This is a genomic window from Caballeronia sp. GAWG1-1 (assembly GCF_023631465.1).
GTDB lineage: Bacteria > Pseudomonadota > Gammaproteobacteria > Burkholderiales > Burkholderiaceae > Caballeronia.
This window is the reverse complement of sequence record NZ_JALQDB010000060.1, coordinates 20,375-44,569: the sequence shown is the minus strand read 5'-3', so window position 1 is coordinate 44,569 and position 24,195 is coordinate 20,375. Positions and strand designations below refer to the sequence as shown.

At 61.5% G+C, this 24,195-nt stretch carries 15 protein-coding genes and 3 pseudogenes; 12 read left to right on the top strand and 6 right to left on the bottom strand.

What is annotated here, in order from left to right; translation table 11 throughout:
* From NCT03_RS32320 to NCT03_RS32295, 6 genes are all read left to right on the top strand, one after another.
* Positions 1-604 (top strand): EAL domain-containing protein (locus NCT03_RS32320; RefSeq protein ID WP_250495384.1); only part of this gene is annotated, 604 nt, incomplete at its 5' end.
* Positions 605-1,437: 833 nt separating this feature from the next.
* Positions 1,438-2,925 carry an ATPase domain-containing protein gene (locus tag NCT03_RS32315; protein ID WP_250470069.1) on the top strand — a complete coding sequence of 496 codons (1,488 nt, stop codon included), beginning with the start codon at positions 1,438-1,440 and terminating at the stop codon, positions 2,923-2,925.
* A gap of 15 nt (positions 2,926-2,940) precedes the next feature.
* Entirely contained in the window at positions 2,941-4,614 is a 1,674-nt protein-coding gene (locus NCT03_RS32310; protein WP_250470068.1) for a response regulator, read from the top strand.
* Between the two features lie 483 nt (positions 4,615-5,097).
* Positions 5,098-6,420, top strand: a complete 1,323-nt coding sequence (locus tag NCT03_RS32305) for an autotransporter strand-loop-strand O-heptosyltransferase (protein WP_250470067.1) — start codon at positions 5,098-5,100, stop codon at positions 6,418-6,420.
* Positions 6,421-6,502: 82 nt separating this feature from the next.
* Positions 6,503-16,114: an AIDA repeat-containing protein gene (locus tag NCT03_RS32300; protein WP_250495383.1), complete on the top strand. Its 9,612-nt coding sequence runs from the start codon at positions 6,503-6,505 to the stop codon at positions 16,112-16,114.
* 639 nt (positions 16,115-16,753) lie between these two features.
* Positions 16,754-17,044 (top strand): hypothetical protein, encoded by a 291-nt coding sequence (locus NCT03_RS32295; protein ID WP_250470065.1) that lies wholly within the window; start codon positions 16,754-16,756, stop codon positions 17,042-17,044.
* A gap of 41 nt (positions 17,045-17,085) precedes the next feature.
* Here NCT03_RS32295 and NCT03_RS32290 read toward each other — a convergent pair whose 3' ends face one another.
* Entirely contained in the window at positions 17,086-17,490 is a 405-nt protein-coding gene (locus NCT03_RS32290; protein WP_250470064.1) for a response regulator, read from the bottom strand.
* Between the two features lie 436 nt (positions 17,491-17,926).
* Here NCT03_RS32290 and NCT03_RS32285 point away from each other — a divergent pair, with 436 nt between their 5' ends.
* Positions 17,927-18,424 (top strand): ProQ/FinO family protein, encoded by a 498-nt coding sequence (locus tag NCT03_RS32285; protein WP_350030057.1) that lies wholly within the window; start codon positions 17,927-17,929, stop codon positions 18,422-18,424.
* Positions 18,425-18,745: 321 nt separating this feature from the next.
* On the opposite strand, the gene NCT03_RS32280 is transcribed toward NCT03_RS32285, so the two are convergent.
* Positions 18,746-19,315, bottom strand: coding sequence for a hypothetical protein (locus NCT03_RS32280; protein ID WP_250470063.1), 570 nt, complete (start codon positions 19,313-19,315; stop codon positions 18,746-18,748).
* Positions 19,269-19,766 carry a hypothetical protein gene (locus NCT03_RS32275; protein WP_250470062.1) on the bottom strand — a complete coding sequence of 166 codons (498 nt, stop codon included), beginning with the start codon at positions 19,764-19,766 and terminating at the stop codon, positions 19,269-19,271. The genes NCT03_RS32280 and NCT03_RS32275 overlap by 47 nt, the downstream gene beginning before the upstream one ends.
* A 133-nt stretch (positions 19,767-19,899) precedes the next feature.
* Between NCT03_RS32275 and NCT03_RS33955 the strand changes: the two genes are divergently transcribed.
* A complete protein-coding gene (locus tag NCT03_RS33955; protein WP_284503559.1) occupies positions 19,900-20,025 on the top strand; it encodes a hypothetical protein in 126 nt (41 codons plus the stop codon).
* 426 nt (positions 20,026-20,451) lie between these two features.
* On the opposite strand, the gene NCT03_RS32270 is transcribed toward NCT03_RS33955, so the two are convergent.
* Both NCT03_RS32270 and NCT03_RS32265 read right to left on the bottom strand, forming a co-directional pair.
* On the bottom strand, positions 20,452-20,739 hold the full coding sequence (locus NCT03_RS32270; RefSeq protein ID WP_250495382.1) for a glutathione binding-like protein: 288 nt from the start codon (positions 20,737-20,739) through the stop codon (positions 20,452-20,454).
* Entirely contained in the window at positions 20,726-21,043 is a 318-nt protein-coding gene (locus NCT03_RS32265) for a glutathione S-transferase family protein (RefSeq protein WP_250495381.1), read from the bottom strand. The genes NCT03_RS32270 and NCT03_RS32265 overlap by 14 nt, the downstream gene beginning before the upstream one ends.
* A 248-nt stretch (positions 21,044-21,291) precedes the next feature.
* On the opposite strand from NCT03_RS32265, the pseudogene NCT03_RS34280 reads away from it, so the two are divergent.
* The 4 genes and pseudogenes from NCT03_RS34280 to NCT03_RS32255 form a co-directional block, all read left to right on the top strand.
* Positions 21,292-21,516 (top strand): annotated as a pseudogene (locus NCT03_RS34280) (oxidoreductase); the annotation flags it as partial.
* Positions 21,494-22,107 (top strand): annotated as a pseudogene (locus tag NCT03_RS34275) (oxidoreductase); the annotation flags it as partial. The pseudogenes NCT03_RS34280 and NCT03_RS34275, both read left to right, overlap by 23 nt.
* A 92-nt stretch (positions 22,108-22,199) precedes the next feature.
* The gene (locus NCT03_RS34270) at positions 22,200-22,436 is read left to right on the top strand and encodes a hypothetical protein (protein ID WP_350030202.1); all 237 of its coding nucleotides are present in this window, start codon (positions 22,200-22,202) and stop codon (positions 22,434-22,436) included.
* 120 nt (positions 22,437-22,556) lie between these two features.
* Positions 22,557-23,441, top strand: a pseudogene (locus NCT03_RS32255) (LysR family transcriptional regulator); the annotation flags it as partial.
* Positions 23,442-23,467: 26 nt separating this feature from the next.
* Here NCT03_RS32255 and NCT03_RS32250 read toward each other — a convergent pair.
* The gene (locus NCT03_RS32250; protein ID WP_250495380.1) at positions 23,468-24,193 is read right to left on the bottom strand and encodes an SDR family oxidoreductase; all 726 of its coding nucleotides are present in this window, start codon (positions 24,191-24,193) and stop codon (positions 23,468-23,470) included.
* Between the last annotated feature and the right edge of the window lie 2 nt (positions 24,194-24,195).

Genomic DNA, 24,195 nt, shown 5'->3' with positions numbered 1-24,195 from the left:
AACCTTTGGTCACCGCACTGCCACGAGCATGCCATACGTGCGCAATGCATCGAGAATGGCCGCCGCGAGGCGCTTACCATCGGCCATACGAGATGGCCATATCTCTGCCCAACGCCTTGAGGTTGAGGTTACCGAAGGGGTGTTGCTTACCGAAAGTGGATCAACTCTTGAAGCGCTCAACCGTCTACGTAGTATGGGAGTTCGGGTTTCGATGGATGACTTCGGAACCGGATATTCATCTCTTAGTTATCTTCGAAAATTTCCTTTTGACCGGTTGAAAATCGATCGATCGTTTGTGCGAGGGATTCCACTGGACGCGGAAAGCGTTGCTATCGCTCGAGCTATCATTACCATGAGTACATGCCTAGGTTTGCTGGTGACCATGGAAGGGGTCGAAACGGCTGAACAATATGCATTCGCTGTTTTAGAGGGATGTACGAGTACCCAGGGCTACTTCATAAGTCGACCATTGGCCCCTGCCCGGTTTGCAGCATTCCTTCGTGCATGGAATAACCAAGCAATCGATACACTTGCGTCGCCTGCTATTGAAAACGAATGTCTTACTCAAGACAGCTTTCACGAGCTTGGAATTAAATCGCTGTGATATCAACATCGTCTGCAGGCGACGCGCGTGCTGTCTTTCACAACCGGAGGCGAGTACTACAAGCGATTGCGCGGGCAGCTAAGCAACAATGTTGTAAGCAGCGAGACGCCTAGCCCCTCAAAAGGCATCGCGGTACGTACAAAATTGTAACGCCTCTATAACATCCAGGGCACTGTATAATTATCATACGAAAACGATATATTGGTTGTGTCCACTAAGTAAGGGACCTGTTCTTCCTCCTCTCAGGTTCTGGTCCGACTTCTCGGAAAGGCCGGGACCTTTTTGCCGACCTGACAGGTCGGCTTTTTTTGCGTCTTGACTTGTTACCAGCAGGCTTGACCATTCGTATGCGAGGTTTATGGTTAAGTGGCAGCAAAATCGGTAAATAATGACAGTTTATTGCCGTGCCGGGATTCGTGCGGCAGGCCCATAAAGTTCAAAAAGACAGTCACGCTGGCCCACCCTGCGCTGAACGAGGCGTCTTTCTTACCTTAACCAGTTATCTGCCTTTGCAACTTAACCACTTAGGTGCGTTTCGAATGCCGTAGTAGGCAGCAAATGGACGTCGAGCCGTCCGACTGTTCAGTGTGTGAAGCCAAGACCGGCCTCCCTTTATCAGTACTTTCGAGACGTATGCCGCGGCCATAAGAGGAAGTCGTAGGGTGAAAAATCGTGTCTCGACGATGACACGGCAGACGCGATCCACTTGCTGCTTTAACAAAAAGAAGAAGGGCGGCGGGTCGTATCGACAACCGCCTTCGAACGCCGTGGGTGTTTTCGTAGGACCATAACTTGCGGGGCTTGCCAATTTATCTTGCCCGAGGCGTATCAGTATGGCTGACCACTCCAAACTTCCAATCATTGAAACCGGGATCCCTGAGTTAGATGTCATTTTGAGGGGCGGTCTACCAAAGAATCGGTTGCATCTGGTCGAAGGTGCACCGGGGACTGGGAAAACCACGCTTGGCATGCGTTTTCTGCTTGATGGATTAGCCCGCAACGAGCGGTGCCTGTACGTCACACTATCGGAGTCGGTCGAGGAACTTGTCACTACTGCGAGCACACATGGATGGAGTACCGACGGCATCGAATTCTTTGAACTGATTCCCGAAGAGGCTCGTCCTGAGCGACAGCAAACTGTGTTGTTCCCGACGGAAGTAGAATTCGGGAAGACTATCGAGCAATTAACAAATCAGATTGCTAAGTCGAAGCCAGATCGCATTGTTATCGACAGCATATCGGAAGTGCGAATGCTCGCACAGGACCGTCTGCAATTCCGCCTGCAGATGACGTTCCTCAAGCGCTTCCTACAAGGCGGAAAAGCCACGGCGCTGCTTTTGGATGATCTGACGGAGAACGACAAAGGCGACCTGCATAGCTTCGTGCATGGCGTGCTGTCTTTGCGCCTGTTAGAGCGAAATTACGGGGCTGCGCAACGCCGCGTGCGCATCGCCAAGATGCGTGGCGTCAACTTTCAGAGTGGGTGGCATGACTATGCCATCGTGACTGGCGAAATATTGGTATTTCCTAGTCTCATTGCCGAAGAGCATGAGAGCAATGTGCAGGGCGAACCGCTTTTGAGCGTCTTTGACGATTTGAACAATGTGTTTTCGCAGGGATTAGACCGCGGAACGACAACCATGCTGATTGGTCCTTCGGGGGCAGCAAAGTCGACCATTGCGATGAGTTATGCGCTTGGCGCCACACGCGGCGGTGAGTCAGCAAGCTTCTTCTCGTTCGACGAGACTTACGAAACGTTCGAGCGGCGCAACGAGTCTCTGAGCCTTAGTCCAGCCGAGGCAATGCGGGCAGAGAAGTTCTATTGGCGACGCATGAATCCCTCACGAATCTCCCCGGGGGAATTCGTTTGGCAGGTTCGACGGGATGTCGAAGATCGCGATGTTCGCGTGGTTGTGATTGACAGCATCAACTCATACCTGAGTACAATGCCCGAGGAGCAGTCCCTGATCTTGCATTTGCACGAGTTGCTGAGCTATCTCAATAAGCGGGGCATTGTCACAATTCTGATCCTCGCACAGCAAGGCGTCGTGGGCGACGTCGAAAATCCAATCGATCTTAGCTTTCTGAGTGATACGGTAGTGTTGTGCCGCTTCTTCGAAGCCGCGGGCACGCTACGTCGCGCATTGGCTATCGTCAAGCGCCGTACAGGCGCTCACGATCTGTCAATCCATGAATATCGGCTTTCGTCTACGGGCATGCAGTTAGGCCCAGAATTGTCAGCGTTACGCGGCATCTTTACAGGCGTGCCTGATTACACAGGCGCAGGTGAGGAACTGTTGTATCTAAACCCCAACGATTGACCGGCCAATCGCGCAATGAACACATACGCTAGTCCTTCTGCGGGCTCGATCGCCATTTGTGCGCCATCCGGGATCGATGCAAAGACGATCTCTCAAACGATCAATGCGATAGATCTCAAGACGAGCATCCTTGACACTCTAAACGAGTTTGGTGCGCGCCTATCAGAAGATGACGGCTCTACGTTTGCCGGACTGTTTGTCGCCGAAGAGGCGCTAATCGATGAGATGTCGCTTGCTGATGCGCTCCGTCAACAACCAGTCTGGTCCGATTTGCCTGTCATCATTCTGACCGTTGCCGGACACCGCGCCAGCAGCCGCAAGCGCTGGATGCTCTTCGAGAGCCTGGGCAACGTCACCCTGCTGGCCCGTCCGCTGCGCCGGGAGGATCTCGAAAGTGCAGCACGCGGTATCGTCAGGGCACGCACGCGACAGCAGGAAACGCGTGCACACTTGCTTGAGCTCAAACTCTCCGCACAAGAGTTAGAGCGACGCGTAGATGAGCGCACAACAGCATTGATGGACGTCGAGGCAACGCTGCGCCAGTCGCAGAAGATGGAGGCGATTGGTCAGTTGACCGGCGGTCTCGCCCACGACTTCAATAACCTATTGCAAATCATCAGCTCGAACACAGAATTGATCAAACTGCGGATCCGGCACGGGGACGTGACGAACCTTGGACGCTACGCAGATAACGTTTCAGGCGCCACCGAGAAAGCGGCCGCATTAACGCACCGTTTGCTAGCGTTCTCGCGCCAGCAAACGCTTGATCCAAAGCCGGTGGATATCAATAGGCTGGTGCTCGAGATATCAGACTTGGTCAAGAGCACTATTGGCCCGTCAATCAGGTTTAAGGCGACATTACATGCCGATCCGGTGTTGACGTTGTGCGACGCGCCGCAGCTCGAAAATGCTCTATTGAATCTTTGCATCAATGCGCGAGACGCTATGCCCAACGACGGCCAAATCGACGTTACGACCGATCGCACGACCCTCAGTGAACAGCACGCCAAGCGCTTAGGACTTGCAGTTGGCGATTATGTCTCGGTCGCCGTAAGCGATAACGGAGAAGGCATGACGCCTGACGTTGCAGCGCGTGCTTTCGATCCATTTTTTACCACTAAGCCGATGGGACAAGGGACTGGACTTGGCCTGTCCATGGTCTACGGCTTCGCGCGTCAGTCGCAGGGACAAGCCATTATCAATACGGTCGCGGGGAAGGGGACTACGGTAAGCCTGTGGTTACCTGAGCTTCAAGCGGCGCCATGCGCAACCCATAATGCCAGCTCATCGGAAACTACTGTCGAATTATCGACGGCCACGAATTTACTTCTCGTTGACGACGAGGCGGGGGTACGTATGTTGGTGGCCGAGATGCTTCGCGAAGCGGGATACAAGGTCACCGAAGCAAGCGATGGAGTTGAGGGGCTTGAAGTTCTGCAGTCGAGAGCACCAATTGATTTAGTTGTGACCGACATTGGCATGCCCACATTGAACGGCTTGGATATGGTCGAACAGGCACGCGCTTTTAGGCCGGAGCTCAAGGTGCTATTTATTACGGGTTATGCGCAGCAGCAGGGAGCTTTGAGTCGACAACTCGATCGGAATGCTCACGTGCTGACGAAGCCATTCGTGATGAACGCGTTGCTTGAGCGCGTCGCTGTAATCTTGAATGAGACACCGGCTCGTTAATTGTTCGACGTCTGGGTACAAGATACGCCATCACACACTGTCTGGTATGTAGCGCGCATGTTAGCTGCGGCTTTCGGCCCAGGCCGGTGGCCCAAAGCCCGCGCGTTCTACATGCGCGGCCGACGAGAATGTGTTCGAGGCTGCGTTGCAAAGCGGCCATTCCGACATCGTCAATCGGTGTGTGAACAATAGCATCAAACAAGTATCGACTGGAGTATCTAGCGACAACCCAAATAGTTTCGACTCGACGCCTGGTTTGACTGCCACAACATGTCTTAATCGTCAGACGATTGATGGCAATTTTTACGGATTAGATTTGGAGCATTGCGAAAATTGTTTGGGAGCTTGCGCTTCAGTAGCTTAGATCCTTGTCGTTAAGCGGAGAGTAGACAGCTTCGTGCCACATCTCGTGAGTGTGCGGCTTATCTATCAGCCCGGCTAGACTTGACGGTCGCCGGTTCAGAGCTCGACTCCGTGTTCACGATGACCGCTTCGATTTCTCACGATATTCTTGCCGTTCCCGCAGCCGAAACGACGGCATCCGTCGCGCCGATCACCTTCACGCCGCCTATCACGCCGTGCCCCGCACCAGCGAACATCGCGGCCAGACCGCCGTTCCCGTTGCCCTCTCCCATGCCGACGCAAGAGGCTTTGCACGGCGTGCGCTTCGACTTTAACGACGGCTGTCGCGTAGTTTTGCCCGAAGGCCAATGGCGTGTCGTGCTGCGTGATTACGAGACCAACAACGTACTGTTCCAGACGGATATCGGCGTGGGCGCGGTGGCAAGCGGAAAGAAGTATTTTGTCCCGTTCGAACTGGAAGTCCAGAGCCGCGGCAAGCATGCCGATGCGGCATTCATTCATCGTTTCGACGCAAACGATCGCGAGGTGCTGATTCAGTTTCCCGTCGGCACGCTAGGCGACCTGATGGGCTGGTTCCCTTACGCAGTCAAGTTTCAGCGCAAGCACCACTGCAGGCTTACCTGCGCGATGTCCGCGCTGATCGCGCCGCTTTTTCGCCGCGCCTATCCGGAAATCGAGTTCGTCACGCACGAAGAAGTGAAGCCGGAGCGCTATTACGCGACGTACAACATCGGCCTGTTCTTCGACGATGAAGCGCACACCTGGCAGCCCGCCGATTTTCGGCACGTCGGGCTGCATCGCACCGCGGGTCACATTCTCGGCGTGGACCCGGAAGAGATGCGCCCGGACATCGTGCTCGCGGACGACACCCGGCCGATCGCGGAGCGCTACGTCGTCATCGCGGTGCAAAGCTCGACGCAATGCAAGTACTGGAATCATCCGACCGGCTGGCGCGAGATCGTTGCGTTCCTGAAGGATGCCGGGTATCGCGTCATCTGCATCGATCAGAAAGCGACGCATGGCTCGGGCATCGTCTGGAACCATATCCCGCACGGCGCGGAGGACGAAACCGGCGATCGCCCTCTGGAGGAACGCGCACGCTGGCTCAAGCATGCCGACTTCTTCGTCGGCCTGTCGAGCGGACTCGCATGGCTCGCGTGGGCATGCAATACGCCAGTCGCGATGATCAGCGGCTTCACCGCCGAGAACAACGAGTTCGCCACGCCGTACCGCGTCATCAACTACCACGCCTGCACGGGCTGCTGGAATGACGTGCGTCATCGCTTCGATCATCAGGACTTCTTCTGGTGCCCAAGGCATAAGGACACCCCGCGTCAGTTCGAATGCACGCGCCTCATCACGCCCGAGCAAGTGAAGCGCACGTTGCAGCGCATTCCCGGCTTCGGCGAAGGGTTGAAGCAAACCGCCGCCGACTGTTCCTGATCAGACCGCGACTCCCGAACATTTTTTGCCACCGCGCTTTCATCAACGAGCGTGAGGGCCGCACTCATACCAACACGAAGAAATGAAGCCGCTTACTTATCGCCGCAAGTTTTGTCTGCATGTGTTCGGTAGCCGCCGACGCGGGTTGTCGCGCCTCCTCTCGGGCATGTTCGCACTGCTGGGACTTCAGGCCTCCCTGATGCCTGCGGCGCAGGCCTACACCGCCGAGGTTGCGAGCGGCACCACGGTCACCGGCGAATCCGTGACTGGCACGCAGAACGTGTCGGGCGGCGGCTACGCGAATGCATCGACGGTCTACGGCACGCAAAACGTTCTCGGGGGCGGCTCCGCGTCGACCACGACCGTGTATGGCGCGCAAAACGTCGCGTCGGGCGGGCGCTCGACGGGCGTGACCGTTTCGGCAGGCGCACGCGAAACGATCGCCGCAGGCGCGACGGTAACGGGGCTTGCCGTGACCTCGGGCGCGGTGCTTATCGCCACGACCTCGGGCACGATCAACGGCACGAACGCGGACGGCTCGACGTTCAACGTCGGCGGCAATGTTGCGAGCGGAATCAAGCTCGCCAGTCAAAGCCAGCTCGAAGTGCTGGCGGGCGGCGTGGCGAGCACCACGCAGGTGCTGGGCGGCACATTGAACGTGGATGCGGGCGGGCGCGCGGTCAACACGCTGGTCACAAGCGCCGGCACGCAGAACGTGGCGGGCTCGGCCTACTACACGACCGTCACGAGCAACGCGCTGCAAAACGTCCAGGCGGGCGGCGTGGCCAGCAACACGACTCTCACGTCGGGCGGACAGCAGTCGGTAGCGGCGGGCGGCTCGGCGGCGGCAACGACTGTGAACAGCGGCACGTCGCTGTGGACGGCGGGCGTGGCATCGGGCGTCACGGTGAACTCGGCGGGCAGTGTTTCGGTGGCGAGCGGCGGGTCGATCGCAGCAGCAAGCGTGCTGGCCGGCGCTACGATGAACGTCGCGGCCGGCGGCGCAGCAAGCGGTTCGATTTTGTCGGGCAATGGCACGTACTACGCACAGCAGAGCGTCGCGGGCGTCGAAACCGGCACCCATGTCGGCGCCTATTCGACCGACACCGTGTTGGCAGGAGGTGTTGCCAACAACACGACGGTCAATGGCACGAATGCATCGCAACTGGTGACTTCTGGGGGGCAGACCAACACCGTCGTTGCACTCAATGGCGCTCAGGTCCATGTGCAGTCCGGCGCGAGCGCAACGGCAGCCGTGGTCAGCTCGGGCAGCACACTCACGATCGATTCGGGCGCAACCGCAGTTGGCGTCACACAGGCGGCGAGCGGCGGACTGGTTGCAACCACGTCCTCGACGGTGCTCGCAGGCGTCAACACGCGTACGGATGGCACGGGCTTTTCCATTTCAGACGGGGTTGCCTCGCATACGCAGATCGTCGGCACGGGTCATCTGACGGTGCTCTCGGGCGGCGCGGCGCAAGACACGGTCTACTCCGCCGGCGGCATCTTTCAGGTCGCTACGGCCGGCGCCGCCGATACCGTGCATCAGGGCGCGGGTGGTCAGATCGTCACGAACACATCGGCGACGATCACGAACGGCCTCACGGATTCAGGCCGCACCTTCTTCGTTTCGAACAACTATGCATCGGGCGTCATGCTCGACGGCAGCGCCGCGAATCTCGAAGTGATGAGCGGCGGCGTGGCGAGCAACACGCTGCATTCGGCAGGCATCTTCCAGGTCGATGCGGGCGGTTCAGCGAACCAGGTCGCGCAGAGCTCGGGCGGGGCGCTCATCACCAATACCTCGGCGGTCATCACGAACGGCACGGACCGCATGGGTGCGTTCTCGGTGGTCGGCAACGTCGCATCGAATCTCGTGCTGGAGAATCGCGGCAGTCTGACGGTGTTTAACGGCGGCTCGGCGACGTCGACGACCATCGGCACAGGCGGCAACACCACCGCACAGGGCGGCGGCTACGCAGTCTCGACGACGGTGGCCAATTCCGGCCGCCTCGAAGTCGATGCCAGCGCCGCGGCCGATACCGTCAACGTCGCGTCGGGTGGCGCGCTCGTCACCAACACATCGGCGACGATCACCAACGGCACGAACCGGCTGGGCGCGTTCTCGATCAACGGCAATGTCGCCTCGAACGTGGTGGCAGAAAACGGCGGCGCGATGACCGTGCTCGACGGCGGCACGGCCTACGCGACGACCGCGGGCAGCGGCGGACTCGTCACGGTGTCGGGCGGCGTGGCCCAGGGCGTGACGATCAACTCGGCGGGCGTCGGTATAACGACCGGCAGCGGCGTGATGAACGACGCGGTGGTCAACAACAGCGGCTCGCTGGTCGCTTCGGGCGGGCTGACGAGCAACACGACCGTCAACTCGGGCGGCGTCGTTACCGTGACGGGCACGGGCGTGACGTCCAACACGCAATTGCAGAGCGGCGCACGGGAGCAAGTGTACGGCGGTACTGCGAGCGGCACGGTCATCTCCGCAGGCGCGACCGAAACGGTTCAAGGCGGCACGACCAGCGGCGTCGTCGTCGCAGGCGGCACGCAACTCGTTTCGGCAGGGACGACCTACGGCACGCAGTTCAACAACGGCACGTTGATCGTGAGCGGCGGGGTGGCGTCGGGCACTGCGGCTGCGGCGGGAACGCTCGTCGATGTACAAGGCGGTACGACCGTCGGCACCGTGCTGGCGGGCGGCGCGTCGGAAGTCGTGACGAGCGGACGCGCGAACCTGACGTTCGTCGGCAGCGGCGCATCGCAAACCGTCGGCGTGTATGGGTATGCTTCGGCGACGCAGATCAAGGCCGGCGGCAACGAAGTGGTGAGCGGTTCGAGCATCGGTGCTACGGTCTCGGCGGGCGGCAATCAAACGGTCACCGGCGTGAACGCACGTACAACCAGCGCGACGGTGCTCGCGGGCGGTGCGGTCACGGTGCGCGACGGCGCAACGACCGCTGGCGCAAGTCTGCAGGGCGGCTCGCTCACTGTTTCGTCCGGATCGACTGCAACCAGCACCGATGTGCTGAGCGGCGGCAACCTGACCATTTCGTCCGGCGGGGCCGCGTATAGCAACCGCATCGGCAGCAGCGGCGCGCAAAGCATCGTTTCGGGTGGCACCTCATACAACGATGTCGTCTCCGGTGGCACGCAGACCATCGCGAGCGGCGGCGTGGCGCAAGGCGCGGCGGTTATCTCGGGCGGCGTCCAGAGCGTGCAGGCGAACGGCGTGGCGAGCGCGACTGTCGTATCGTCGGGCGGTACGCAAGCGGTGCAGAATGGCGGCCTGGCCTATGGCGGCGCCGTGCGGGGCGGCGTGCAATCGATCCAGGGCGGCGGCGTGGCGAGCAACACCGTGGTGTGGTCCGGTTCGCAGATCGTGAGCGCCGGTGGCGCCGCGAACGGAGCGACGCTGCGCGGCGGCGTACAGCAGGTTCTCGCGGGTGCGCATGCCTCCGGCAGCACCATCGTCGCTGGCGCCACGCAAGAAGTCGATGCGGGCGGCGTCGCCTCGGGCACGACGCTCAACGCGTCGGGCAAGCTCACCGTGCAGGCGGGCGGCTCGGCGCTCGGCATCGTGCAAAACCTGGGTGGCGCGCTCGTCGTGGATACCGACACGGTGATCGGCGGAAGCGGACCGAACGGCATATTCAGCATCTCCAATCACGTTGCATCGAACGTTTATCTGGCCAACGGCGGACAGTTGACCGTGCAGTCGGGCGGCTCGTCGGTTGCGACGCGCGTGGCCAGCGCAGGCGGCGAGATCGTTGCGGCGGGCGGTGTCGCCACGGGGACGCGCGTCGATCTGGGCGGCGTGCAATCGGTCACGTCTGGGGCGAGCGCCGTATCGGCGACAATCGGCGGTGTACAGAACGTCGATGGCGTGGCGTCCGGGACCATCGTCGTCGCAAACGGCACGCAAAACTTGAATAGTGATGCTCAGGCTTCAGGGACCATCGTGCAGGCCCTCGGCGTAATGACCGTGGCGAGCGGCGCGCTCGCTACGAACGCAAGCATCCGTGGCGGCGCGCAGACCGTGCTCGCGGGCGGAACAGCTGCGGGCACCACGATACTGTCAGGGCAGCAGAACGTGCAGGGAACGGCCACGGGTACGGTCATCTCCGGTGGCGTGCAGACCATCGTCGCGGGCGGTTCGGCCAGCAACACGCTGGCCACGGGCACAGGCGTGCAGAACGTGACGGGCGGCACGACCGACGGCACGACCGTCTTCTCGGGCGGCAGGCAAACCATCTCCGGCAACGGCGTTGCGAACACGACCGTGGTCGGTTCGGGCGGCATGGTGGCCATCTCTTCGGGCGGCACGCTGAACTCGGCGTACGCGTCGGGTGGCGTGGTCCTCGTGGGCGGCGGCGGTGTTGCGGCGAACACTTCGGCCATCAATGGCGGCGCGGTGCTGCTTACGTCGGGCGGCATGGCGAGCGCGACGAACGTCGGCTACGGTGGTCAGATTCAATTGCTCACCGGTGCGAGCGCGTCGTCATCGACCTTGATGAACGGTGCGCTGATGGTCGTCTCCGCGGGCGCGAACGCAAGCGATGTCGATCAGCGCGCGGGCGCCGCACTCATCACGGATACAGGCGCGAACGTCGCGGGCGTGAATGCCAACGGGGCATTTTCGATCGCGAATAACGTGGCGACCAACGTCGTCGTTGAAAACAGCGGACGGCTCACCGTGACGTCGAACGGCGCCGCCAGCGGCACGTATATCGGTGATCGCGGCACGGAGAACGTGCAGTCCGGCGGCGTGTCGCTGAACGCCGTCATCGCCGGCGGCGAGCAGTCCGTGTCGTCGGGTGCGAGCGCCAGCGGCGCGTTGCTGCAAGGCGGCGCGCAGTACGTCATGGCCGGCGGTTTTGTCAGCGGCACGCAGGTGACCGACGGCATCCAGTCCGTCATGGGCAGCGCAACCGACACCGTTCTCACGGGCGGTACGCAGAGCATCGGCGGTGGCGGCGTGGCGACCAGCACGAGCGTCGGATCCGGCGCGTCGCAGCAAGTGCTCGGCGGCATCGCGAGCAACACCACCGTGGCCTCGGGCGGCGTGCAGGTCATCAACGACGGCACGTCTTTGGATGCGGTGATCTCGGGCGGATCGCAGCAAGTCTTCAATGGCGTTGCAAGCGGCACCCTGCTTCAGGGCGGATCGCAAGCAGTGAACATTGGCGGCGTTGCCATCGGGACTGTCGTGCAGTCGGGCGGCACGCAGACCGTGAGCTTCGGCGGCATCGCATCCGGTAGCGAGATCGGCGCGGGCGCTTCGCAACTCGTGCAGTTGGGGGGCGCGGCGTCTGGCACCACGGTCGAAGCCGACGCGGCGCAGGTCGTGTCTGGCAGTGCGTTCGATACGGTCGTGTCGGGCACGCAGATGGTGTACGGCAATGTCGATAACACGACGCTCACTGGCTTGGGCGCGACGCAGATGGTCGCATCCGGCGGCGTGGCGATCGGCGGCGCCGTCAGCAATGGCGCGGTTCAGACGGTCGCGTCCGGCGGCTACGCGAGCGGCACGACGATCGGCGTGAGCGGAACACAAAACGTGGCGGGCGAGGCCGACGGCATGATCGTCGCCGGCGGCGTGCAAAATGTCTCGGGTGCTGGCGCGCTCGCGCTCGGCACGACGCTCGTTTCCGGCGGTCAGCAAAGCGTGGGATCGGGCGGCACGGCAGCATGGTCAAACATTGGTGCAGGTACGACGCAGATGGTGCTCAACGGCGGATATGCGAGTTCGAGCGTGATCGGCGCGGGCGGCGTTCAAACCATCGGGGCTTCCGGCAGTGCGACCTCGTCGACCGTTTTGTCAGGCGGCACGCTGACGGTGTCGGCAGGCGCGGCACTCGATGACGTCGATCAGCAAGCGGGCGCGGCGCTGATCGCCAATACGTCGGCCACGATTACGAACGGCCACAACGCATCGGGCGCATTCTCGGTGCTGAGCAACGTTGCATCCGGCGTACTCGTCGAACATGGCGGCAGCTTCACGGTGCTTTCCGGCGGACAGGCCTCGGGGACGCAAGTCGGTATCGGCGGGGTGGAGACAGTTGCGGTCGGCGGCATCGCTTCCGGTTCGATCGTGTCGGGCGGCGTGCAAACCGTCAGCGGCACGGCAATGGGCGCGTCGGTGCTCGCGGGTGGTTTGCAGACGGTTGCGTCGGCGGGGAGCGCGGTGGGCAGCATCATCGGCAATGGCGGCCATATCGCGGTGGATGGCGTCGCGAGCGGCACGCAAGTGCGCAGTGCGGGCGTGATGTCCATCGGCTCGGGCGGCAGTGCGTTCGCAACCAACGTGAACAGCGGCGGCGCGGTGACGGTCGCTTCGGCAGGTCTTGCGAGCGCAACGACCATTGGCGCGGGCGGCGTGGAGACGGTCGCATCGGGCGGCGTGTCGAAAGACGCGAGCGTGTCGAGCGGCGGCATGCAAAGCGTCGCGTCGGGTGGATCGGCGAGCGGCACGGCAGTGTCTGCCGGCGGCTTGCAGGCCGTGCTGTCGGGCGGCGTCGCCTCGGCGTCTCGCGTGCTGTCGGGCGGCCAGCAAAACGTCACGGCGGGAGGCAGCGCGGTGGCGACGCTGGTGGCCAATGGCGGCGCGCAGACCGTGCAAACCGGCGGGACCGCCATCGACACGACGGTGGCGAGCGGCGGCGTGCAGGAGGTTGCTTCCGGAGGGACCGCCACCGGCACGCTGGTGAGCGCAGGCGGCGTGCAGCGTGTGTCGTCCGGCGGCAACGCAGGCGCGGTCACGCTCGGCAGCGGCGGCAATCAGTATGTGTCATCGGGCGGGGTGGCCAATGGCGTCTCCGTGACCAACGGCGGCACGCAGACCGTGCTCGCGGGCGGGATCGCGAGCGGCACGATGGTATCCGGCGGTGGCGCGCAAGCGGTGTCGTCGGGCGGCCGCTCGACCGGCGCGGTCGTATCCAGCGGCGGCCGGCAGACGGTGACGACGGGCGGCGTGACGAGCGGCACGCTGGTGCAGAGCGGCGGTGCGCTGACTGTATCCAGCGGCGGAGCGGCGGGGCAAGTCACCGTGCAGAACGGCGGCCTGACGACCGTGACCGGGGCGGGCAGCGCGACGATCAGCCAGCAAAGCGGCGCGGCGCTTGTCACCGACACGTCGGCGACGGTCAGCGGCACGAACACCGGCGGCATGTTCAACGTGGCGGGCAACGTCGGCTCGAACGTGCTGGTCGAGAACGGCGGCGTGTTCAGCGTGTTGGCGGGCGGTGTCGCCAGCGACACGCGGGTGGGCTCGGGCGGCATGGAAATGATCAATGCAGGCGGCTCCTCGCTGCGTTCGATCGTCTCCGGCGGTACGCAGCTCGTCGAGGCTGGCGGCACGGCCGTGGGCGCAATCGTCAGCGCGGCGGGCGTGCAGCAGGTGGCCTTCGGCGGCAACGCGACGAGCACGACGGTCGCGACAGGCGGCATGCAGGCCGTCGCGGGAACGGCAGCCAGCACGATGGTGTCGGGCGGCACGCAGACGGTCTCTGCGGGCGGTGTGGCGCAGGACACGACGGTCGTGAACGGCGGTCAGCAGGTGATCAGCGCGGGAGGGCTCGCCATGACGACGACGCTCCTTGCAAACGGCACGCAGACGCTGACCTCGGGCGGCGTCGCCAGCGCGACGACGATCAACGGCGGCACGCAGAATATTCTGGCCGGCGGCGTCGCCAGCGACACGACCGTCAATTCAGGCGGCCTGCAATATGTCGATGGCGCCATCGAAGGCTACGCCTACAACACGGTCGTCAACAGCGGTGGCGTTCAGCAAGTGGCGTTCGGCGGCTTCGCGGGGAATGCGATCGTCAACGCTGGCGCGTTGCAGGATGTGCAGGCCGACGGCATCGCGAGCGCAACCACGCTCAACGGCGGCACGCAGGTCGTCAGTTCAGGCGGCGCGGCCGATACGACCACGGTCAATTCGGGCGGCGTACAGCGCGTGCGCTACGGCGCGACCGTGACGAGGACGCTCGTCAACAACGGCGGCATGCTGACCGGCGACGGCAACGTGGCCGGCGTGACCGTGACGAGCGGCGGTCTGGTGCAGAACCTTGCGAGCGCGAGTCTCGGCATCGTCAACGACGGCGGCACGGTGCAGGTCGATACCATCACGGCGGCGAATGTTGCGGTGAACGCGGGCGGTGTGTTGTTGGGGAGCGGCTCGCTCATCGGCAACGCGACGTTCAACTCGGGCGGCGCGTTGGTCGCGGGCACGCCGGGTCAGGCGTTGCGCGTGAACGGCACGCTCGCATTCAACGATGGATCGACCTTCGTCGTCAGTGCGAACGCGGCGGGCCAGACCGGCAGCGTCGCGGTGACGGGCGATGTCGACATCGCGCAGAGCGGGGCGAATGGCGGGGCGAAGGTCGTCGTCAACGCATTGCCCGATGCATGGAAAACCAACACGAAGTACACCATCCTGACTTACACGGGCGCGCTCAACGGCACGTTCGCGGGCGTCGGCATGGACTACGCGTATCTCTCGCCCACACTCTCGTATGCGCCGGGCGAAATCGACCTGACGCTGAAGATCGCATCGATCTTCTATCAGGCGGGCGACTTCTCGGGCTTCGGGATGGTCGGACAGAACCGTAATCAGTTGCAGGTGGCGAGCGCGTTGAACCGCGTGCTGCTTGCGGGCGGCAACGCCATCACCGATGCCTTGTTGTTCGAAACCACGGCAGGCGCGCAATCTGCGCTTGCGCAGATGACCGGTGTCGAGGCGACTGGCCTGCTGCGCGTCGCGCGTCAGAACACCGAGGCGCTGGGCAATACGGTGAGCGAGCGCATGACGTCGGTAGCGCAGGTGCGTCCGTCGAACGACGTGTGGGCGTCGGTGCGATATGGCCAGTCGCATGTATCGGGCGATGCAACGCTTGGCAGCAACGCACTCGATACGCGGTCGAGTTCGCTTGCCGTCGGCTACGACCGCGAAGTCGCGCGCGACGTTCGCGCCGGCGTGGCGGTCGATGCAGATTACAGCGATCTCGGCTTCAATGCGCCGGGTGCGAGCGGTCAGACGAACGGTTGGCAGGCGCTGATTTACGGCGCGTGGCAACCGGCGGCGCAGCCCTTCTTCGTGCGCGGCATGGGAAGCATCGGGCGATGGAGCAATGCGGAGAATCGCGTCGTCGGCTTTGCCGGTTTGTCGGGCACGCCGCAAGGCAGCGTCGAAACGCGCGCCGCGACCGCCTATGCGGAAGGTGGTCTGAACTTGCATCTGCGCGATGACATGGCGCTGCAGCCGTATGTCGGCATGCGCGTGGGCCGGTACGCACAGGACGGTTTTGGTGAAGGCAAGGGCGGCGTATTCGATCTCGTCTATCAGGGCAGCACTCAGGCCGCGACGACCGGTATCGCAGGCGTGCGGTATCTTTTCACGCAGAAACGCCGTGACGGAGCGACCAACACATGGGAGATCGATGCGAACGTGCAGCAGCGCATTGGCAGCCTGGGGCAGACGCTGAATGCGTCATTTGCTCAAGCGCCGGGCGCGGTGTATCAAGTATCGGGCACGCCCCTCGCGCGCACCGTGGGCCATGTAGCGACGGGTGGAGCATGGGAGATTGGCAAGAACATGTCGGTGTTCGCACGTGCTGGTTTGGACTTTGCGAAACACGAGCAAGACTACAGCGGCATGGCGGGCGTAGGCTGGAAGTGGTGAGTCATCAGAAAAACAGCAACGAATCCATCGCAACATGACGTTTAAGTCTTGAGCACTGCTAGGGCTCGTTGCTTGATTCAGCCGCGTTCGCCGAGAGCCAGGCTGCCGGCTGAAACTTCCGATTTATAAGCGCAGAATTTTGTTCAGCGCCGCGCCGGTTCGACGGATGAACACGCCAATCATATAACAATGATAGTAACTCCAAACGCTCACCCATACGCGGGGATGACTTATGCATCGCCGTCCGATTGCTGGCAGATGGACGGTGCCAGGTCGACATCGGGCCGGCAAGCTGTCGATGGACATCGATTTTGACAAGCGGAAGCAATTTCTTTCGCAGTTTGCAATGACGCTGGGATTCGCATGCTGCCTGCCGCAGAGTGCGCTGACGTCCAGCATGGCGGGGAAAGGTCGCCGAGCTTATCGAGTTCCGGATTTTCCGCCAGTTGTGTTCCCAGATCGAGAGGACAAACAAACGGTGTCCGATGTTTTATGCGTCGTGGCAATGCTATATAAAGCCACGACCTTCAGATCGGCTTAACCCGACGCGTCTCGGCACGTCAAGATGTGCCGGCTCGGGCATTACGATTGCGTAGAGTTCGATCAATCATTAATCGAGCTAGGCGCGCGGGAAGCAAAATGACCGATAGACATGACGAAAGCGTAATAACCCATTATCTTGCAGAGTTCGAAAGAGTCGCCGCAAAAGCAGAGAATGGCGACGACGTCTCCGAGCTTATTACGATTCTCGCCGAAAATGCCTTAAAAAATTTAGATATTTGGAGCGACGGAATGCAGACCGACAACAAATCAAAGTTGGTGGTGCGGCTTAGAAAGAAAGCGGATTTAGTGGCTCGAGCATCTCCTCGCGCCGCCAAGGCGTTAATAGTTGCCGCGGAGATGCTAAAAAAAAATCGCAAGGATAGTTGATTTAGACAGGACAGGCTTGGCGAATCAGTCACCACTGTGTTCTAACGCAACACTTTGCGATTAAAAATATCCTCTCTTAGCAACAATCGAATATCCGCAGCCATCTGTTCAAGCAGCGTCGGTTTCAGCATGAGGCTATCAAACGGTGGATCGTCGAAAGTTGTTCTCGCGGACGTCCAAAGAATGATTGGTATCAACCTAAGCGCGGGGTCAGTGCGCAGGTGACGACAAAGTGCCAAGCCATCCATAATCGGCATCATATAGTCGGTGATAACCAGGTCGGGAAGCCACGCACGGGCTTTGTCTAACCCTTGTGCACCAGTATCCGCAGTGATCACGTTATACCCAAGAGCTTCAAGGAGCAATTCCCACGCGCCCAATGTATCTAGCGCATCATCAACAAGCAAGATCAACGGCCTTTGTCTGGCGGATTTGACTTCAACCACGCGTATGCCTTGTTATGCCGAGACAGTATGTTGTAGGACTCACTCAGCCTTCCTCGTGTTAAAAACCGTCAGGACGATCATCATACCAAGAACGTGCTCAATTTCTGCTCTCTCAAAATCAGGGCGTTGATCGCGTTGTCCTGCCGATAATTATTGCTGTCACAGAGCTTTCTGAAGCGTTTAAGTAAGCACGACACCCGACGAACTCACGATGCTCTGATCGTATTTGGATCGTTCGAGCAACGCGCTCGTTTTGCATCATGTTGCGACCGTTCCGCTGGTTAAAGAGGTGTGGCGTCAAGCGCTTAAAACGCGGCAAGCTGCGTCGGGTTACTCGGTCACGATCGTTGCGGCGGTCACAGTGACGATGCTAACTAACTTAGGCGTCTCCGGAAGGCAACTGATAAAATAGCTCATTCATTTTCCGGTGTGCACGATGGGATTCGAAAAACTCGCGGCGCTCAAAGCGCTCTTGGATCAAGGCGTAAAAAGCGAAACCGTTGCGTCACGCTCAATGTCACCGCCATTGGACGAAAAGCGGGCGTGCAAGCTGCCAACGAGGCCTCCTCGAACGTCTGCTGATGCAGCTGCGCGCGCAATTATCACGATTCAACGGCATTTCCCACACGCCTTTCCACGCAGTCCCACGCCAAAGGTCCCTCTCAAGGTTGGCATTCTCAAAGACTTGATTGCCCTCGCAGTGTCGATCGGACTCAGCGAGCGAGACACTCGTAATGGCATAAAGCTTTGGTGCCGCGGCCAACGCTATTGGATCTGTCTCGTCGAAGGTAATGTGCGCGTAGATCTAACCGGAGCAATTGCTGGCGTTGTTACCGCAGCCGAAGCAGACTACGGCAAAAGTCAGGAGAGAACGCGGCTTGCGCGCAGACGAGACCGGTTCGCTAAGGCAATGGTCGATCGCTCGCGGAAATGAGTGACGTATGTGTTTAGGTATCCTACTTTATATCGACGATTCGCAACGATTCTTAAACAGATAAGCATTGTTGGCGTCCTACCGCGCCAGCCATAAGCAGACCCGCCCGTCCGCGACCGTATTTAACCGCTGGTCGGCCCGCGGCGCCATCGCCGCGCGAACTCTGCGCTAAGCGCCTTTTGAAACGAGCCCTCAGTCAAGTGAGGCGAGGAATGCGCGGAATTTGTCCCTGTCGCCGAAATCCACGATCACTGCTTCCAACGGCGCGAGGTTGGCGGCGGTCAGAAGGGCGCGGCATTTTCCCAGGGCGGTTTCGACGCGCTAGACCGTGAACGAGACGCCCGCAGCCCACTTTGCCCAGCGCTTGAGTTCCGCCGGAGCCATCTGGTCGATGTCCAACGGCGCGAAAGCGCGCAAGTTTTCTTCCAAATCGACGATCAGAAGCTCGCGCAGGTCGTTTTCTTTGCTCAGCGCGTCCATGTGGGCCACACGCCCCGCGCTCTCTTCGACGTATTGTAGGCCTTGATTCTCACGGCCGCTGGCGAGGGCCATCCTGCGCGCCTCACCGGCAGTGGCCTGGCGCTGCACGCGCACCTCGAAGTCGCCCGTCCTGAGCATCGCGATGACCCTTTGGACCACTACGGCGGGGCAACCGTGGTTTAGCTGAACGAGCGCGCGCGAACGTTTGTGCGTCCAGTCTGCCCCGCGTCCTTCGGGACTGTCTCTTCGGAGTTTCGCAATTTGCGCTTGCAGGCCGTCGAGCTGGAACGAGAAGCTCCAAAGCCGCTCGCGGTTTTCTTTATTCGCAATGTCGCGATCGAACTGGCGCGACATGTCTTCAAAATCAACACCGAAGTAGTTTGCGCCGCAGTCTTTTCCGATGTTCGTCACGCGCCCGCTTTTGGTCGCGACCAAATACCCGCGCCCATGGGGCGTCCGGCAATTGGAGAGCCCGCAAGAGATTTTCGGCGAAAACGTAGCTGCCGATGGTGGACGCAAGCTCATGCGCGTTGGGGTCCAAGCGGCCGTCGAAGTCGGGGCGAGCGAGGACCTCGTCCCAGCTCTCGATGCGCAGCAGCTCTTTTTCGCCGTTCAAAGTGATCATGTCGAATGCGTCGGTTTGGCTTTTAATGGGTGGCTCGCGCCGCAAACGCTCTTCCGCGGGCAGCGCAACACTATAAACCTCCTTGAAGGGTGGCGGCGAATGGCGCGACGAACGGTCTTGTCTGCCCGCGTAGCTCTCGGTAAATTGAGTGTTGATAAAGATTTCGAAGCTTAGTGAGTGAGTCGCCCGTTTCGGGATTGAGTGCTGGAGCGCGATGCTCTTTTTAGCGTGGCCCATCCGCGCCGTTCACCCATTCCCTTGAGGCTCGCGATGAATTCCCTCCTGCCGACCTCTCTTTCGTTGATTCGAAGAAGCTTCGAAGTTTGCTGGCAGCGGCGCACTTGATGCGATGACGGCCGATCGCGGGGGCATGACGGCGCTGATGCGCGCCGCGGGGATCGGAGACGCCGTTTGCGTCAAAGCGCTGTTGCCGCTCAGCGATCCCCATGCTGCCCAAGAGTTCGGCTCGACGGCGTTGCTTTTTTGCGGCGGCTGAGGAGCACGCCGAATGCGTGAAGCACTTGCTGCCTGAAAGCGGTCCGTGCGTTACCGATGCCAACGGCCAGAATGCTCTTATGCGTGTGGCCGAGGCTGGAGCCGCAAACGCCGTCACCTTAATCGCACCGTTGAGCGGCTTGGGCGCACAGTTTTGCGTGCGCATAAACACCTGTGAATAATATTCGATAAGGATAACGAAGTAAAATGTGTTAATGTTACTTATGTCTAGTGCCGGTGATGACGTTTCTTGACACGACTAGCTACGACGCGAGCAGCGCTTGTGAATTCGCCGGTACGGCCTTGGAAGCTGCAACCACCCTGCGAAGCTGGTAACTGGCCGTGATCGCCTGTGCGTAGCCGCCTGCGAAGCGCAACCGATTTCTGCGAAGTGACGCGAGTAACGCGCCCCTGAGTCGGATGGGCATCAGCTTGCCGTCGCGGCCAGCGCCTCAATCCGTGAAATAGCGGCTTGCACGGCAGGACGCTGGCTAATGCGTTCGTACCAGCGGGCCACATGTGGCGTGTCCGTAAGTTCGAGTTCGAGAAATGCCCGCCTCCAGATCCAACCGAAGTGGCCGATGTCCGCGATCGAATAATCGTTTCCCGCAGCGAATTCCCGCTGCGCGAGCTTGCCGTCGAGCAGTCGTAGGTGCCGCTGCGCCTCGTTGCCGAAGCGCTCGATTGCGTGTGCGGAACATTCAACAGGGGCCATCTTCCGAAAAATAGCCGGCCTGCCCGAACGCGGGACTCAGTCCCGAAGCATGAACGAACAACTGCTCGAACGTACGGGCCCGCGAGAACGGTTCGGTCGAGAGTAACTTGCCGTGCAACTCCGCCAGGTGAACGAGAATGGCCGCCGATTCGGTCAGCACGAAAGTCCGATGTGTATCGGTGAGAACCGGCACCTTGCCGTTCCGGTTGAGCGCCAGAAAGTCGTCGCGCTTCTGCTCTCCCTTCTTTACGTTGACGGCGTGCAGTTCGTAATGGAGGCCGAGTTCTTCCAGCGCAATCGGCACTTGACGCTATTTGGCGTTGCAAAGGCAAAGACGTGATACATGATTAGAGTTCCTGTCCGACGGGGGCCAAGGGGCCAAGGGGCCAACGGGTCGATAACGACGGACGGAACTTTGCCTTCCCGATGCCGGCGGCTGAAGTATGGTGCACGGCATGAATGTGATTCCGTTGGCGAATGGTGTCGGTGTAGTCCGCGACGGAATAGCTGTTATCACTGGGGGATGACTTCTATCGCCAGAGTACAGTGTCGATGATGACGCCTCTAGCCTCCATACAGCACTCGCCGCTTGCCACGAATCCTCTCTTGAGTCCAGTTCGAGTTGGTCCGTATTCTCACCGTATCGTGCTGGCGCCGCTCACGCGGATGCGCACCGACACGGACAACGTGCCGGGCGATCTGATGGTTGAATACTACGCACAGCGGGCGAGTGCTGGCGCGCTGCTGGTCACGGATGCGACGACGGTGTCGCCGCTCGGCGTTGCGTACGCCGGTGCGCCGGCCCTATACAGCAATGCTCACGCGCGTGGTTGGCGGCGTGACCGACGCGGTGCATGCGAAAGGCGCTCGCATATTCGTGCAGCTCTGGCACGCGAGGCGGCAGGCGCATCCCGCCAATATCGACGGTGCGGTGCCTGTCGCGCCGTCTGCAATCCAGGCGCGCGAGCACGCCGCGATCAGAGATGCGGCCGGCAATATCGTGGAAGTCGAGCAGGTGATGCCCCGGGCGCTGGACACCTACGGAATCGCGGGCGTAGTCGACGAGTTCCGGCGTGCGGCGACCCTTGCGATCGACGCCGGTTTCGACGGTGTCGAACTTCATGCGGCCAACGGCTATCTGCTGGAGCAGTTCCTGCCCGATGGCTCGAACCATCGTACGGACAAATACGGCGGTTCCTCGAAAACCGTGGGCGCTTTCTGTTGGAGGTGCTCGATGCGGCCGTGTCGGTCTGGGGCGCCGACCGCGTTGCGATGCGTGTGTCGCCCAGCGGCACCTACGGCACGATGTCGGACAGCGATCCGCACGCCACCTTCGCATACGTGAGCCGCCACCTCGACGGCTACGGCCTGGCTTATCTTCAGGTGATCGAACCGCGGATTCGCGGCAACGAGGATACCGAGACCGCGGCATCCGCCGTGCGACCGCCGATATCCGCTGTGTGTACACTGGCACGATCGTCGCGGCCGGCGGGTTCACCGCGGAAAGTGCGCTGCGTGCCGTCGACGCAGGCGTCGCCGATCTCGTCGCTTTCGGGCGGCTGTTCGTCTCGAACCCCGACTTTCCGGAACGGCTGCGCGTGGACGCACCGCTAAATCGCTACGACCGCACGACGTTCTACGGCGACTACGCGCATGGCTACACCGACTACGGTTTCTATCAAGCGGAAACGGCCTGACTGCGGCTGATTGGCCGCGACGCCTACGCCGGCCGTACCGCGCCCGATTGCCGGTACGGCCGCTTTGCGTTTCGTGTCGTCGAGCGCACGGCGAAATAACCTAACGGAGCAGGGGTTTGCATGGATCGGATGGCAGCAATGGAAACGTTCGTCGCGGTAGTCGAGGCGGGGTCGTTCTCGGCCGCTGCACGGCGCCTTGCACTGGGGCAGCCTGCAGTGTCGAAATCTGTCGCGCAGCTTGAAGGTCATCTGGGCGCCCGTTTGCTGCTGCGTTCGACGCGTGGTCTGACGCCGACAGATGCCGGACAGCGCTTCTACGAACATGCGCGCCGCGCGATCGAGGCGGCCGACCATGCGGAACAGGTCGTGCATGAATCGTCCGCGGGTTTGTCAGGCCGTCTACGCATCAGCGCTGCGGTGACATTTTCGCGTTTGCACGTGCTGCCCGCGCTGAAGGTTTTTCTCGACCGCCACCCGAACCTCGAACTCGACGTCATCCTCGACGACCGCTCGATCGACCTGCTGGAGGAGGGCGTGGATGTCGCGTTGAGAATGGGCTCGCTCGACGATTCGTCGATGACTGCACGCCATGTCTCGCGAAGCCGCCGTCTCGTGGTCGCCACGCCGGACTATTTCGCGCAGATGGGCGTGCCCGGCACGCCGGCCGAGCTGAGCCGTCATCAGGCCATCGTTTACTCGTTACGCGGCGGCGGAGAATCGTGGGCATTTAGTCAGAACGGCACCGAAGTCGCTGTCGTGGTGTCCGGACGTGTGCGCGTGAGCGCCGCTGAAGGCATGCGCACGGCCGTGCTCGGCCACTTGGGGCTGGCAATTGCGTCGGAGTGGATGTTTTCGCCGGAACTGGCCGACGGCACCGTGCGAGCGGCGCTCACGGACTGGAGTTTGCCACCCGTCGATCTGTGGGCGGTTTTTCCGGCTGGCCGCATGCCGACGTCGAAGGCGCGTGCGTTCGTTGCATTTGTCGAGGAGGTACTGGGCGCAGCGGCGGGCGCCGCCGCACCGGGCCAGCTTCAGAAAGCCAGCTTGCCGATTGATGCGCCGCCGTCAACGTACAGCGTCTGCCCGGTCATGAAGCCGGCTTCGTCCGAAAGCAGGAACGCGATGGTCGCCGCGATCTCGTCGGGCTGGCCAAAGCGGCCCATCGGCACGGCGGACAGGTAACGCCGTTCGCCTTCGCTGCCGGGCTGGTTGTTCGCGCGGAACAGTTCGGTTTCGGTCGGTCCTGGCGCGACCGCGTTGACCGTGATGCCGGTATCCGCGAGTTCCAGCGCCCACGAACGCGCGAAGCTGATGAGCGCGGCCTTCGCAGCCGCATAGGCGGTGCGCTCTGTCTTGCCGAGAACCGTCAGGCTCGATATGTTGACGACGCGCCCCCAGCGCCGCGAACGCATGCCGGGCAGCAACGCCTGCACGGCCTGCACAGCCGGATGCAGATTGACCGCGAACACGTCGTCGAGAGAGGCGAGGTCGACGTGGCCGATGCGCTGCGGCTTCACGAGACCGACGTTGTTGACGACGCCGTCGAAGGCGAAGCGGCGCGTCAGGTCAAGCAAGACGGCGTCTGTTGCCGCGCGGTCGCCGAGATCGACGGTCACGAGCTCGCCGGGGAAGTCGGCATCGGCGCGTGCAAGGCCTACGACCCGGTGACCGGCGTTCACGAGCCGCTTGCTGAGTGCGAGGCCGATGCCTTTGGTCGCGCCGGTGACCAGGAAGGTACGCGGGGTAGGTTGAGTCATCC

Coding starts and splice junctions, on each gene's coding strand:
- NCT03_RS32315 (WP_250470069.1), top strand. CDS start 1,438: ATGGCTGACCACTCCAAACTTCCAATCATTGAAACCGGGATCCCTGAG.
- NCT03_RS32310 (WP_250470068.1), top strand. CDS start 2,941: ATGAACACATACGCTAGTCCTTCTGCGGGCTCGATCGCCATTTGTGCG.
- NCT03_RS32305 (WP_250470067.1), top strand. CDS start 5,098: ATGACCGCTTCGATTTCTCACGATATTCTTGCCGTTCCCGCAGCCGAA.
- NCT03_RS32300 (WP_250495383.1), top strand. CDS start 6,503: ATGAAGCCGCTTACTTATCGCCGCAAGTTTTGTCTGCATGTGTTCGGT.
- NCT03_RS32295 (WP_250470065.1), top strand. CDS start 16,754: ATGACCGATAGACATGACGAAAGCGTAATAACCCATTATCTTGCAGAG.
- NCT03_RS32285 (WP_350030057.1), top strand. CDS start 17,927: ATGGGATTCGAAAAACTCGCGGCGCTCAAAGCGCTCTTGGATCAAGGC.
- NCT03_RS32275 (WP_250470062.1), bottom strand. CDS start 19,766: ATGGGCCACGCTAAAAAGAGCATCGCGCTCCAGCACTCAATCCCGAAA.
- NCT03_RS33955 (WP_284503559.1), top strand. CDS start 19,900: ATGACGGCGCTGATGCGCGCCGCGGGGATCGGAGACGCCGTTTGCGTC.
- NCT03_RS32270 (WP_250495382.1), bottom strand. CDS start 20,739: ATGGCCCCTGTTGAATGTTCCGCACACGCAATCGAGCGCTTCGGCAAC.
- NCT03_RS32250 (WP_250495380.1), bottom strand. CDS start 24,193: ATGACTCAACCTACCCCGCGTACCTTCCTGGTCACCGGCGCGACCAAA.